The sequence below is a fragment of the uncultured Metabacillus sp. genome (assembly GCF_947503125.1).
GTDB lineage: Bacteria > Bacillota > Bacilli > Bacillales > Bacillaceae > Metabacillus.
In genome coordinates, this window is the sequence record NZ_CANNCR010000005.1 from 95,647 (window position 1) to 108,875 (window position 13,229).

The 13,229-nt window shown below is 37.3% G+C and carries 13 protein-coding genes; all 13 read right to left on the reverse strand.

Annotated features, from left to right (window positions below):
* Nucleotides 1–26 precede the first annotated feature (26 nt).
* Complete coding sequence (gene cccA, locus Q1B07_RS05960; protein ID WP_299087839.1) at nucleotides 27–386, reverse strand: cytochrome c550; 360 nt, start codon at nucleotides 384–386, stop codon at nucleotides 27–29.
* A 323-nt stretch (nucleotides 387–709) separates the two neighbouring features.
* Nucleotides 710–1,252, reverse strand: coding sequence for a hypothetical protein (locus tag Q1B07_RS05965; RefSeq protein WP_299087836.1), 543 nt, complete (start codon nucleotides 1,250–1,252; stop codon nucleotides 710–712).
* A 196-nt stretch (nucleotides 1,253–1,448) separates the two neighbouring features.
* A complete protein-coding gene (rpoD, locus tag Q1B07_RS05970; protein WP_299087833.1) occupies nucleotides 1,449–2,564 on the reverse strand; it encodes an RNA polymerase sigma factor RpoD in 1,116 nt (371 codons plus the stop codon).
* A 147-nt stretch (nucleotides 2,565–2,711) separates the two neighbouring features.
* Nucleotides 2,712–4,520: a DNA primase gene (dnaG, locus tag Q1B07_RS05975; protein WP_299087831.1), complete on the reverse strand. Its 1,809-nt coding sequence runs from the start codon at nucleotides 4,518–4,520 to the stop codon at nucleotides 2,712–2,714.
* 32 nt (nucleotides 4,521–4,552) lie between these two features.
* Nucleotides 4,553–5,005, reverse strand: coding sequence for a YaiI/YqxD family protein (locus tag Q1B07_RS05980; protein ID WP_299087828.1), 453 nt, complete (start codon nucleotides 5,003–5,005; stop codon nucleotides 4,553–4,555).
* Nucleotides 5,006–5,727: 722 nt separating this feature from the next.
* The gene (locus Q1B07_RS05985; protein ID WP_299087825.1) at nucleotides 5,728–6,543 is read right to left on the reverse strand and encodes a pyruvate, water dikinase regulatory protein; all 816 of its coding nucleotides are present in this window, start codon (nucleotides 6,541–6,543) and stop codon (nucleotides 5,728–5,730) included.
* 27 nt (nucleotides 6,544–6,570) lie between these two features.
* On the reverse strand, nucleotides 6,571–7,203 hold the full coding sequence (locus Q1B07_RS05990; protein WP_046590651.1) for a helix-turn-helix transcriptional regulator: 633 nt from the start codon (nucleotides 7,201–7,203) through the stop codon (nucleotides 6,571–6,573).
* A 216-nt stretch (nucleotides 7,204–7,419) separates the two neighbouring features.
* Nucleotides 7,420–9,483 (reverse strand): glycine--tRNA ligase subunit beta, encoded by a 2,064-nt coding sequence (gene glyS / locus Q1B07_RS05995; RefSeq protein ID WP_299087819.1) that lies wholly within the window; start codon nucleotides 9,481–9,483, stop codon nucleotides 7,420–7,422.
* On the reverse strand, nucleotides 9,476–10,366 hold the full coding sequence (gene glyQ / locus Q1B07_RS06000) for a glycine--tRNA ligase subunit alpha (RefSeq protein WP_299087816.1): 891 nt from the start codon (nucleotides 10,364–10,366) through the stop codon (nucleotides 9,476–9,478). Before glyQ ends, glyS begins: the two co-directional genes overlap by 8 nt.
* 341 nt (nucleotides 10,367–10,707) lie before the next feature.
* The gene (recO, locus tag Q1B07_RS06005) at nucleotides 10,708–11,460 is read right to left on the reverse strand and encodes a DNA repair protein RecO (RefSeq protein WP_299087813.1); all 753 of its coding nucleotides are present in this window, start codon (nucleotides 11,458–11,460) and stop codon (nucleotides 10,708–10,710) included.
* Between the two features lie 33 nt (nucleotides 11,461–11,493).
* A complete protein-coding gene (locus tag Q1B07_RS06010; RefSeq protein WP_066334717.1) occupies nucleotides 11,494–11,637 on the reverse strand; it encodes a YqzL family protein in 144 nt (47 codons plus the stop codon).
* Nucleotides 11,638–11,829: 192 nt separating this feature from the next.
* The gene (gene era / locus Q1B07_RS06015; protein ID WP_299087809.1) at nucleotides 11,830–12,741 is read right to left on the reverse strand and encodes a GTPase Era; all 912 of its coding nucleotides are present in this window, start codon (nucleotides 12,739–12,741) and stop codon (nucleotides 11,830–11,832) included.
* A complete protein-coding gene (locus Q1B07_RS06020) occupies nucleotides 12,734–13,165 on the reverse strand; it encodes a cytidine deaminase (protein ID WP_366945146.1) in 432 nt (143 codons plus the stop codon). The genes era and Q1B07_RS06020 overlap by 8 nt, the downstream gene beginning before the upstream one ends.
* Nucleotides 13,166–13,229: the final 64 nt, after the last annotated feature.

Genomic DNA, 13,229 nt, shown 5'->3' on the forward strand with positions numbered 1-13,229 from the left:
AAAGCTATTCAAGAACAAATGTTCCGTTATTTAATTTGAGAAACCCATTCCGCCATTTCATCAAGCTTTTCATCTGGCACTAGACCAGCAGGCATGATTCCTCTACCATTTTTAATGGTTTCTTTAATTTCATCTGCACTAAGCTTTTCCCCTACACCTGTAAGCGCGGGACCTGCTCCGCCTTCATAATTTTGACCGTGGCAGGAAACACAGCTTTGTTGGTAGATATCCTCAGGTTTAGCGTTTGCAAGATCATCTGTTTTTGGCTCTTCATCACCTTTTGCTAATTCTTCATGATCGCCAATACCTTTAAATGATAAAAGGAACATAAGGCCGATACCTAAAACGGCGATTAATAAAAATGGTATAAGTGGATTGCGATTCATCATGTAACCTCCCTTATGTAAATAAGTGAATCTTCATTAGTCCGGCATGCTTTGCCACCTAATGTCGTTTAAATTATCTAGCTTTTACAGGCAGTTCATACATAAGAATTTTAATTTAACGCTTTCAATGATTGCTGCCCGTTACTGCGGGATAAAATTTATAAGTACTTGTTTTTGTAAACAACCTCTATTTTACTGTAATTTTACAATAAGTAAAAGACCTATCTTCTAACATCCCCATGTTTTTCACAGTTTAGACAAAATTGCGAAAAGAGATTTATTTCTTTTCATAAATCCATTGACATTTCGCCTTATTAATATTATCAAAATATAATACTCGCCACAAAGATTAAGAATCCACTGATGCCGCTAATAAATAGATATAACAAACGATACACAGCCCCAATAAAAATCCACAACAAGCAATTTGCCACAATCATTCCACCAATCCAACGAGTATCTCCATAGGTATAGAACTCTGTTAAATTAAGTGAGAGGATTAATAATTGGATCAGCAAGACGGTCAATGGCACTTGAAAAAATGCTCTTTTTCCGATAAAGTAAGCGGTAACAGCAATTGAAAATAATAGAGAAAAACCTACTATGGTCATTTGCAAAACGAAAGGCAATTCAGTAAAATAAACAATAAGAAGCATTAAGCTAAAGAAAGAAAACAATAAGCCATATAAAACCCAATAAGTAGAAATAGGCAGATTACGCTTTTTATGTGATTGACTTTCTTTGTCTTTTTGGTTTCCTTCTGTATAAAGCGCTAACAAAAAATCGCAGTATGTTTCGGGAAGCAATTTATTGCTTCTCCATTGATAAATTTCATTAATGATAATCGCTCTTTTTTCTGTATTCATATAGGTTATCCTTCATAGTCGATTGTTCGATACATTAGAAAAGCGCAAAGCGCTTAGCATTCGGCGACAAGCATAAGGCGAATAGGTATAGAAGGTGTTCTTTACCTTCAATTTCTATTTGACTAGACCCTAGAGCGCCTGGAGCTAGACACAAAAGATAGTATAAAAAGACGGACAAAGTGATGTCCGCCTCATTTTATTCAAGAAAGTCTTTAAGACGTTTACTGCGACTAGGATGACGCAATTTCCGAAGTGCCTTCGCTTCAATTTGACGAATACGTTCACGCGTAACGCCGAAAACTTTCCCAACTTCTTCCAGCGTTCTTGTTCTGCCATCATCAAGTCCGAAGCGGAGACGCAAAACATTTTCTTCACGGTCTGTTAATGTATCCAACACATCTTCCAGCTGTTCTTTTAAAAGCTCATATGCTGCATGCTCAGATGGTGAAGTTGCGTCCTGATCTTCAATAAAATCACCTAAATGTGAATCATCTTCTTCACCAATTGGTGTTTCCAGCGAAACAGGCTCTTGTGCAATTTTTAAGATTTCTCTTACTTTATCAGGGGTTAATTCCATATCTTCCCCAATTTCTTCTGGAGTCGGTTCTCTACCTAAGTCTTGAAGTAATTGACGTTGAACCCTAATCAGCTTGTTTATTGTTTCAACCATATGAACAGGAATCCGGATCGTACGTGCTTGATCGGCAATGGCACGAGTAATTGCTTGGCGAATCCACCAAGTTGCATACGTACTAAATTTGTACCCTTTTTGATAGTCAAACTTTTCGACGGCCTTCATTAAACCCATATTACCTTCTTGTATAAGATCAAGAAATAACATCCCTCGACCGACATATCGTTTGGCAATACTGACAACTAAACGCAAGTTAGCTTCGGCAAGCCTTCTTTTTGCTTCTTCGTCGCCCTCTTCAATACGTTTAGCAAGATCAATCTCTTCATTTGCAGATAGGAGATCGACACGACCGATTTCTTTTAAGTACATTCTTACCGGGTCGTTTATTTTAACTCCAGGCGGGACACTTAAATCATTTAGATCGAATTCTTCTTCTTTGGCAAGATCTTGAATATTCGGATCATCATCACCTTCACCAGCTTCTCCTATTAATTCAACACCTTGTTCACCAAGAAATTCATAATACTCATCCATTTGGTCTGATTCAATTTCAAAGTTTGACATGCGTTCTGCTATTTCTTCATATGTCAAAACTCCACGTTTTTTCCCAATTTCAGTTAATTGTTCTTTCACCTGTTCAAAGGTTACTTCTGTTTCATGGGTTTGTTTATCAGCCATTGGATCCCCTCCTTCCAAAACTTATCACATGTTAAGATAAGCTATCGGATTACTGTTTACCGGCAAAATCCTATTTAAATTAAGAATGTGTTTATGTAGATACACTATACACACATCCACTATAAACGTTAATCTTTAGCTTATTAACTATGTCTTGAGCGCTTGTTTTAATTGAATGATTTCCATTGCAATTTGAGCTGCTTCTTTAAACTGCTTATTTCTTTCAGCTTCATTTTTTTCAGCTTCTTTTTCTTTTATCATTAACATTTTTTGATGATTCAACACCTGTTTTATATAATCTGATAGTTCTTGTTCACTTACATCAGTGTTTAATGAGATCATCGCAATGTTGGAAACAATATGTTGGAGCTCTGGACTTGGCAGCTTTGAAAGAAAGGCACTTACATTTTCTTCATTTCCCTCTTCATAATATCCATATAAATAAGTAACGATTGCTTTATGTTCTTCAATATTAAATTGAAGACCAAGTCGTTCGAGCACCTTTTCTGCAATGTCCTTGCTCCTTAGCATATGGCCGATTAACATTCGCTCAGCAGTGTGAAACGCGGGCAACAGCCTTTTTGATTGAATAGGAGCTCTTTTAAACTGCTGTTCAGTCCGCTTTTGCTGCGGTGCCTGCTGTGGTTTTGTTTGCTGTTCCTTTTGATGGAGCTGGTCTTTTAGAACCTCCATCGAAAGATCAAACTCTTTCGAGAGTTGTTTTAGATAAATTTCTTTTTCAACTGCACTTTCAAGCTTGCTAAGTTCTAAAATGACATGATCGATATACTGCAGCCTCTCACCTTCATTATGAAGATTTTTCCCTCTGCGGTAATAATTCATCTTAAATGTCATTAACGGTACGCTTGCCCCTATTACATCGTTTTTGAATTTTTCTGGTCCTTGCTTTTTGATGTAGTCATCAGGGTCTAATCCATCCGGAATCATGGCTACTTTTATTTGACAACCAAACTCCTTCAGCAATTTTGAAGCCCTCATTGTTGCTTCAATCCCGGCAGAATCTGAGTCATAACATAGGATAACCTCTGATACATTTCGACGGATTATTTTTGCTTGCTCCTCAGTAAGGGAGGTTCCCATCGTAGCTATAGCATGTTCGACGCCAGCCCGGGTCGATGAAATAACATCTGCAAAGCCTTCAAAAAGAACGACTTGTTGATTTTTACGAATATGTACTCTTGCACGGTGAAAATTATAAAGCAATTTACTTTTGTTAAAGACTTTCGTTTCAGGGCTGTTTAAATATTTTGGTTTCTCATCGCCGAGAACTCTGCCGGAAAAGGCAATTGTCATACCGTGATGATCTGTTATTGGGAACATGATTCGATTGCGAAACCGATCAAAATATTCATCAGCATTGTTTTTCTTTATTAATAGCCCCGCTTCCTCCATCAAGGAAGGATTAAAGCCCCGCTTCACTAAAAACTTTGATATAAAATCCCATGAATCAAGTGCATAGCCGATCTCAAACGAATCAATAATTTCTTTTGTGAATCCACGATTTAATAAGTAATCTAAAGCAGGCTGCCCCTCTTTTGTATTAACTAATAAATGGTGGTAAAATTTCTTTAGCAGCTCGTGTGCTTCAATCATTTTTTCAGCATCTTTTGAAACAGTTCTTCCTTGTTCTGGAGCAATTGCCGGTAATTCAATATTCGCTTTATCTGCAAGATGTTGTGCTGCTTCTATAAAGGAATACCCCTCATGCTGGATGAGAAAAGAAAAAACATTTCCTCCTGCACCACAACCAAAACAATGAAAAATTTGCTTATCGGCGGAGACAGAGAATGATGGAGACTTTTCTCCATGGAATGGACATAACCCAAAATAGTTACGACCTTGTTTCTTCAATTGAACATATTCACTTATCACATCAACAATGTCAGAAGTTCGTTGTATTTTTTCGATTAATTCTTCGGGAATTCGATTTCCCATGGTAACAACTCCGTGTTAATGTTATTCGAGATTCAAATAAAATCTCCTGCATCTTTCGACAAATTTTTTTCTAATGCTGTGATAAAATTTAAGATGTCTTCGTCTGTGAATTTTTTGGGACCTTTTGTATACTTACCGCTGCGTCTTTCCTTTGCTGATAAATAGCGAAACTGCAGAGCGGTGTCGATATTTTCTTCGGTATACTGCTTACCTCTCGGAGTAACAACAAGAACGTCCTTTCTAAGTAAAAGACCAGCCAATCCAATATCCTGTGTGATCACAAGATCATTTTTTTGCACATGGTTGACTATGTATAAGTCTGCCTCTTCCTTTCCTGTATCAACAAAGACCCAGCTTCCGCCATATGTTTTGTCTGAGTTATGATTGTAGGAGGCAACAAAAATGACTTCTATATTGTATTTATTAGCCACCTCCATTATTTGCTGCTTTACAGGGCAAGCATCGGCATCAACGTAAATTTTCATTGTTTTTTCGTCATGAATTTCTATTCTACATCACTCCGACAGAATCCTTCTTAATACTCGCTAAAAACTAAAAATTTGTGACAAACACAAATACAGCTTTTGTCGAAAAATATTTACCATTTAATCTTGACAGTTTACAATTTATAGTTTATTCCTACATGTCAAGTTCTAAACCTAAAAAAAATATTTTATCACAATTTTTTATTATAATATAAAAAAAGTTAAATATCTATTGTTTTTTATAAGAAAAGCGCAAGGCGCTTAGCATTCGGCGACAAGCATAAGGCGAATAGGAATAGAAGGTGTTCTTTACCTTCAATTCCGATTTGACTAGTCCTAAAGGCAGTTAAAAACGCGACGTCCTGTCGCATTAACTGCACTTGCACGTCCTGTGCTTCGCCGATGGCGCCTAGAGCTAGACACTAAAACTAAATACAAAATTTTATACTTTCTTAAACTTTAAGAAAAGCGCAAGCGCCTTGCTCAGCCTAGGGCAAATAAGACGCTCATGAATAGAAGGCGTTCTTTGCCTTCAATTCTAAATTGGCTTGACCCTAGAGTGGCTAGGCGCTGGCAGTCAAAAGCGCGACGTCCTGTGCTCGGAGCTGGATGTCAAAGCGCAGATCAAATGTATAAGTATTCTTCATTTAAAAACGAAGAGGCTGGCTCTAGTTATCGATGTTCATACTATCTAGGGAGCCACCCTCATCGCTTATAACCTGTTATCCATTTTGTTTGTTCATAAAATTCGCGATAATATTAGCTGTTTCCTCCACTGCTTTATTTGAAACATCAATTACTTGGCAGCCAATCTTATCAACAATACTGTCAAAGTATTCTAATTCCTCTTTAATGCGGTTAATATTGGCATAGAATGCTTCATCATTAAGTCCTAATGATTTTAAACGTTCTCTGCGAATATTGTTTAGCTTATCCGGACTAATTCGCAAACCGATGCATTTTTGTGCCGACACTTTGTACAATTCCTCTGGAGGTTCGACTTCAGGTACAATTGGAACATTGGCCACTTTAAAGCGTTTATGGGCAAGATATTGAGATAAAGGAGTTTTGGATGTTCTGGATACGCCAATCAATACAATATCAGCCTTTAAAATACCTCTTGGGTCACGACCATCATCATATTTAACTGCAAACTCTATTGCTTCAACCTTTTTAAAGTAATCATCATCAAGTTTACGTACTCGACCAGGCTCATATTTAGCGGCAGTACCATAAGATGCTTCCATTTTATCAATTAACGGGCCGATAATATCATAATAGATAACCCCTTGTTTTGAAGCCTCTTGGATTAAAAACTCCCTTAATTCAGGAATAACGAGAGTAAAACAAACAATCGCTTTGTCTTTTTTTGCTAACGCAATAACCTCAGTTATGGTACCTTTATCCTCCACATATGGAATACGTTTAATTTTTGTGTTTGCAGATACACCATTAAATTGACTTGCAGCTGCTTTTACAACAAGCTCAGCAGTTTCACCAACTGAATCTGATACAACATAAATCATACGGTAGCTCATCGTTTTTCCCCATTTCCTTTTTCTTAGCTAAAATTCCTGCGCAAAACCAACCAGGATTTTTGTCATATTTGTCTTCGTTATTCTCCCTATTACTTCGAGACCTTCATCAGTGTCTTTTACAACAGGTAAAGCATCTATTTGTTTTTCAATTAGCGCCTTGGCCACATCTAAGATAAGATCATCTGGCCTGCAAACTGTTATATTCGGCATTCTAGTCATAATAATATTTACCGGTATCGATGTGAGCTCCTGTTTCCCTATACTTGTACGTAATAAATCTTTTCGTGAAAGGACTCCAACCAAATGAGATTGATCATCAACAACAAATAATGTTCCAACATCCTCTAAAAACATGGTGCAGATTGCATCGTAAACGGAAATTTTCACACTTACAACAATAGGGATGGATTGAAAATCCTTTACCCGAAGCTTTTTTAACTCATCTGTTAAACGTTGTGTATCTGTTTTGCCTGTATAATAATAACCAACTCGAGGTCTTGCTTCCAAATATCCAGCCATAGTTAAAATCGCTAAGTCTGGTCGTAGGGTTGCTCTTGTTAGATGAAGCTGGTCAGCAATTTGCTCCCCAGTAATCGGGCCGTTTTCCTTAACAATTTCCAAAATTTGCTCTTGCCGTTTATTAAGTTCGATTTTACTCACCACCCTTGCCTCATCTATTTCATCGCCTTTTAAGTCACCAATTATAAAAAGAATACGTACTGCTTTATAAGCAAATAGGTTATACTATATAAAATTATTATATACTTTAATATTATTTTGAAAAGTAGTTTGTTTTATCTTTCTTTAAACCGTTTATGAATAAAAGAAAGAGGTCTGACATATCTGCCAAACCCCATTTGATTTTCAAGAGCTTTATTATTTTACTAGGATTACACTCATTTTTGCAAACGATTCGATAAGCGTTGAAAGCTTTACCATTTGAGCTAAGCGGTTTGCTTTGATGTTTTCATCCTCTGACATGACCATCGTATGTTCAAAGTAATCATTTATGACACTTTTTAAGCTTGCTAAAATATGATAAACTTCTCGCTCATTACCGGCAGTTTTTTGTGTGTTTATCCTTTCTGCTGCATCTACATATGCCTCATAAAGTGATCTCTCATATTCGCTATCGAACAATTGTACATTTATTTCTTGATCAGCGCCTTTTTTCGCGATGTTCATTACGCGTGCAAGTGCCTCTACTGTTTCTTTAAAATCTTCTTCGCTTGAGGCTGCTTCAAGAACCTTTGCCCTTTCTACCATTGACGTCACTTCAAATGTAGAAGAGTCTAAAACAGCTTCAACTAAGTCATAACGAATTTCTTCTTCTGCTAATAAATATTTTATGCGAAGTTTAAAGAATGCTTGGAGCTCTTTGCTTGCTTCAACTGTTTCTTTATCCCCAAATAATGTAAGGGCCATTTGAATCAATTCAGGTAATTCAATCTTCCATTTCTTATGAAGAAGGATTTGCACGATCCCGCTCGCTTGTCTTCTTAATGCATATGGGTCTTGAGAACCTGTTGGAATTTTGCCGATTGCAAAGAATCCCGAGATGGTATCAAGCTTATCTGCTAAAGCAACAACTGCTCCGACTGTTGAAGCAGGTGCTTCATCCTCTGCATGACGCGGCATGTAATGTTCATTAATAGCAATAGAAACAGCTTCTTTTTCACCACTTATCCGAGCATATTTTTCACCAATTTTCCCTTGAAGCTCAGGAAATTCATAAACCATATTTGTCACTAGGTCAAACTTACAAATAGATGCAGCGCGTTTTATATCCTGTTTTTCTTCACTGCCGACTCCTAGTTTTTCTGCTAGTAAGCCTGAAAGCTTCACAATTCGGTTAACCTTTTCTCCTAACGTTCCCAACTCTTCATAAAAAACAATTTTATTTAGTTTCTGAACCGCATCTTCAATTTTCAGCTTTTGGTCTTCTTTATAGAAGAAGTTTGCATCAGAAAGTCTTGCCCGGAGTACTTTTTCATTTCCCCTCGCCACATTTTCAAGGTGATGATGATCACCATTACGAACTGTAACAAAAAACGGTTGAAGTTGGCCGCTTTGATTTCTTACTGGGAAGTAGCGTTGATGCTCCTTCATCGTTGTTACTAACACTTCGTCAGGCAAAGCTAAATAGTCCTCTTCAAATTTTCCGAATAATGCAGTTGGATATTCAACTAAATTATTGACCTCTTCAAGCAAGTCTTTATCAACAGGAATGACCCAATCCTGTTCTTTCTCAAGATCAGTTAATTGATTAACAATCGCTTCTTTCCTTTTTACAGGATCAGCGATGACAAATTGCTCTAATAAAGCCGCTTCATATAATGACGGTGCAGCAATTTCAACCTTAGCACCTAAAAAACGGTGTCCATAGCTAAAGGAATTTGTGTGTACACCTGCGATTTCAAATGGGATGACATCCTTGCCAAATAAAGCCACAAGCCATTTGATCGGCCTAATATACCGCATTTCCTGACTTCCCCAGCGCATATTTTTAGGAAATGTTAAGCCTGTGATGATTTGACGCATTTCCGTCAATAGCTCTTTCGTCTCTTTTCCCGCGATAAATTTCTGCACATGGGCGTACTCGACACCTTTAATCTCTTTAAAATAAATATCGTCTACAGAAGCACCTTGACCTTTTGTAAAGCCGATTGCCGCTTTGGACCAATTGCCGTTTTCATCAAGCGCGATTTTTTTCGCCGGACCTTTTGCTTCCTCTTCAATATCTGGCTGTTTATCTGCAACATCCTTAACTAATACGGCTAATCTTCTAGGAGTTGAATAGGCTTTTACCGTTCCAAAAGAAAGCTTCTGATCCTTTAACCAATTTGTTACCTTTTCACTGAACTGATTCATTGCATCTGTTACATAATGTGCCGGAACTTCCTCTAAGCCAATTTCAATTAATAGATCCTGCTTACTCATCCTTTGCTCCTCCTTCCTTATTTAACATTGGGAAACCAAGTTTTTCCCTTTCTTCATAAAAGGTTTTTGCTACTTTACGTGCTAAATTACGGACCCGGCCGATATAACCTGTTCGTTCTGTGACAGAAATAGCCCCTTTTGCATCAAGCAGGTTAAACGTATGGGAGCATTTTAAAACATAATCATATGCTGGGTGGACAAGCCCTTCGTCCATTTGACGATTTGCTTCTTTTTCATAGATTGAGAACAATTGAAATAACATGTCAGTGTCAGATGTTTCAAATGTATATTTTGAATGCTCATATTCAGGCATTAAGAAAATATCCCGAATCGTAAAGCCGTCTGTCCACTCTAAATCAAAAACATTTTCTTTATCTTGGATATATGATGCCAATCTCTCAATTCCATACGTAATTTCAGCTGATACTGGTTTACATTCTAAACCGCCGACTTGTTGAAAATATGTAAATTGTGTGATTTCCATTCCATCAAGCCACACTTCCCAGCCCAAACCGGCACAGCCTAGTGAAGGATTTTCCCAGTTATCCTCAACAAAGCGAATATCATGCTCTAACGGGTCAATTCCAAGAGCACGTAATGAATCCAAATATAATTCCTGAATATTATCCGGGGATGGCTTCATGATCACTTGAAACTGATGATGCTGATAAAGTCTGTTCGGATTTTCCCCATATCTTCCATCAGCAGGTCTTCTTGATGGTTCCACATATGCGACCTTCCATGGCTCTGGTCCAATACTTCTTAAAAATGTATATGGACTCATTGTTCCCGCACCTTTTTCAGTATCATAGGCTTGCATCAGCACACAGCCTTGATCAGACCAATGCTTTTGCAGCGTTAAAATCATGTCTTGAATATTCATTGATTCCTTACACCTCCATAATAAATAAAAGCATAATGCTTTTGTCATTCTTTTATGATGACAAAAAAACAAAAAGCCCTCATCCTTATGCCACCATTCATGACATAGGGACGAGAGCATACCCGCGGTTCCACCCTAATTGCTTATCATTTTAAAAAAGATAATAAGCCACTTAAAAATACTGCTCCGGAATGCCTTTCGTTACGAACCAATCCTTAGCTCTCACCGTCCTAAGGTCGCTTTCATTGGGTTATTCGTAAGTACTCTTTTCCTTCAACGCAAAATGTTAAATTATACTTGCATATTAATCGAAAAATGATCGGATGTCAACAGCGCACATACTATAGTTTTCCTTTTAAGGAATCTACTTGATCTAAAAATCGTTTAGACTTCAGTGTCAGACCTGAATATTCTTGATAATAGGCTTGGATCACCGATTTTAATTCACTTTTCGTTTCAGGCTTTACTGAAATATTCCCTAGTCGGCTTAAATCAAAATAATAAAACAGGCGTAATAATTTTACCGTTATTCGAGATATTTGTAACCTGTAAGGATCATGCTCAAAGCATCTATGGCAGATAAATCCGCCTTCTCGGATTGAAAAATGAAAAGTGCCATCCTTACTTTCACATAAAACACAACCGTCAAGCAGGGGGTGAAGACCTAAAACGGTCAACATTTTCATTTCAAAAATATTAACCAAGATATCCGGGTCGACTCCGTCATCTAAATATTCAAAAGTCTGTTTTAACAGTTCAAATAAGTAGGGATTACGCTCATGATTTTCTGTGCTTTTATCCAGTAATTCAGCTATGTAAGAAGCATATGCGGTTAGGAAAATATCCTCGCGAATTCCCCTTAAAGAACGAATCGTCTCCCCTTGCTGAAGACTGCCTAAACCAGTTGTTTTTTGAAATAAAAATGTTCCATACGTAAAAAGTTGGGTAATGGACGTAAGGCGACTATTTGTTTTTTTCGCGCCCCTTGCCATTACCCCAACTTTTCCAGCTTCACGGGTATATATGGTAATGATTTTGTTTGTTTCACCGTAATCCGTTGTTCGAATTACAATTCCTTCACATTTTTGAAGCAAATTTCCCTCACCTTCCAAAGGTTTAGGCAAGATTTAGGAAATTGGAAAATCCATTTCAGCTAGTTCATCATCTTGAGAATCGGGTCCGTCATCATTCTCCTTTTCTAATTCTTTAAAAAGAAGATACGTATCAATGCTACCTGTTTGCGAAAAGACCTTCCAGGTAAAATCCAACATAAAAACCCCACCTTTCAGTTGTTAACACTAGCAAGCAATTTATATCCAATTTCTTTATAGTTATCTTGACCTTCTTTAGTCCGATTCATGTTAAACAATTTTTGCTAATACATTTTATGAATAGGAAAAGTATTTGTTTAGTAGATCGTTATGAAGCACATTTAATTGGCTGATCAGAGCAAAGGAAATGGATTAATATTCATCTTCCCTAAATCCATAATCTCTTAACTGTGAAGCTTTATTTCGCCAATCCTTCTGAACCTTCACCCATAACTCTAAAAAGACCTTAGACCCTAGCAATGCCTCAATATCAGCACGAGCCCTTTTACCAATCTCTTTGAGCATGCTTCCTTTTTTTCCAATAATAATCCCTTTTTGAGAGTCACGCTCTACAATGATTGTAGCTCCTACAAAAATAGCTTGATTATTTTCGCGTCTTTCAAGTGTGTCCATGACAACTGCAACTGAGTGTGGGATTTCCTCCCTCGTTAAGTGAAGAACTTTTTCACGAACCAACTCCGTAATGATAAAGCGCTCGGGATGATCTGTTACTTGATCCTCAGGATAGTATTGAGGACCTTCCGGTAAGATTTCCTCAATTTGCTTCAAGAGCCTTTCTACATTATTCCCCTGCAAAGCAGAGATCGGGACAATTTCTCTAAAAGGATATAGATTTTTATATTGCTCGATTAAAGGTAAAATCTCATCTGGATGAATTTGATCAATCTTGTTAATGATCAAAAAAACAGGTGTATTAGTCTGTTTTAATCGTTCAATGATAAACTCATCCCCTCGACCATAGCCTTCTTCGGCGTTAATCATAAAAAGAATGAGATCCACTTCTTTTAAGGTGTTATGAGCTACCTTCATCATAAAATCTCCGAGCTTATGCTTTGGCTTGTGAATACCCGGTGTATCGATAAAAATCGTTTGTGAATTGTTTGTTGTATAAACACCTTGGATTTTGTTTCTAGTTGTTTGCGGTTTATCACTCATAATCGCAATTTTTTGACCGATTACCCGATTAATAAACGTTGACTTTCCGACATTTGGCCTTCCAATAATTGAAACAAATCCTGATTTATATCCTTGACTATTACTCATGTAAATCCTCCGCTGAAAATGCTCCTGGTAGTAAATCTTGTACGGTTAATTCTTCAATATCACCATGAAGGTTTGTTAAAATGACTTTCATATCCTTTGGACAAAGTTCTGAAATGACTTGACGGCATGCTCCACATGGCGGAACTGGTCTTTTCGTATCAGCAACAACTGCTATTGCAGCATACTCTTTGTCACCTTCAGAAAAAGCTTTAAAAAGGGCTGTACGTTCAGCACAATTGGTCATGCTGTAGGCAGCATTTTCAATATTACAGCCTCTATATATTTTACCATCTTTTGTTAACAAAGCGGCGCCTACATTAAATTTTGAGTAGGGAGTATAGGCCATATCACGTGCTGCTTTAGCTTCTTTGATGAGTTGTTCAATGTTCACTAACTTTCTTCCTTCCCTAAAGGCAATTTCCATTGCCTACCTTTATTTTACCTAATTTTCACAGTGAATTCACGTTTTCAACGATTTTGTAATTTAA

What these genes read in the sequence shown, in the direction of transcription:
- cccA (WP_299087839.1), bottom strand. Translation starts at nt 386, where the DNA reads ATGAATCGCAATCCACTTATACCATTTTTATTAATCGCCGTTTTAGGT.
- Q1B07_RS05965 (WP_299087836.1), bottom strand. Translation starts at nt 1,252, where the DNA reads ATGAATACAGAAAAAAGAGCGATTATCATTAATGAAATTTATCAATGG.
- rpoD (WP_299087833.1), bottom strand. Translation starts at nt 2,564, where the DNA reads ATGGCTGATAAACAAACCCATGAAACAGAAGTAACCTTTGAACAGGTG.
- dnaG (WP_299087831.1), bottom strand. Translation starts at nt 4,520, where the DNA reads ATGGGAAATCGAATTCCCGAAGAATTAATCGAAAAAATACAACGAACT.
- Q1B07_RS05980 (WP_299087828.1), bottom strand. Translation starts at nt 5,005, where the DNA reads ATGAAAATTTACGTTGATGCCGATGCTTGCCCTGTAAAGCAGCAAATA.
- Q1B07_RS05985 (WP_299087825.1), bottom strand. Translation starts at nt 6,543, where the DNA reads ATGAGCTACCGTATGATTTATGTTGTATCAGATTCAGTTGGTGAAACT.
- glyS (WP_299087819.1), bottom strand. Translation starts at nt 9,483, where the DNA reads ATGAGTAAGCAGGATCTATTAATTGAAATTGGCTTAGAGGAAGTTCCG.
- glyQ (WP_299087816.1), bottom strand. Translation starts at nt 10,366, where the DNA reads ATGAATATTCAAGACATGATTTTAACGCTGCAAAAGCATTGGTCTGAT.
- Q1B07_RS06010 (WP_066334717.1), bottom strand. Translation starts at nt 11,637, where the DNA reads ATGTTGGATTTTACCTGGAAGGTCTTTTCGCAAACAGGTAGCATTGAT.
- era (WP_299087809.1), bottom strand. Translation starts at nt 12,741, where the DNA reads ATGAGTAATAGTCAAGGATATAAATCAGGATTTGTTTCAATTATTGGA.
- Q1B07_RS06020 (WP_366945146.1), bottom strand. Translation starts at nt 13,165, where the DNA reads ATGGAAATTGCCTTTAGGGAAGGAAGAAAGTTAGTGAACATTGAACAA.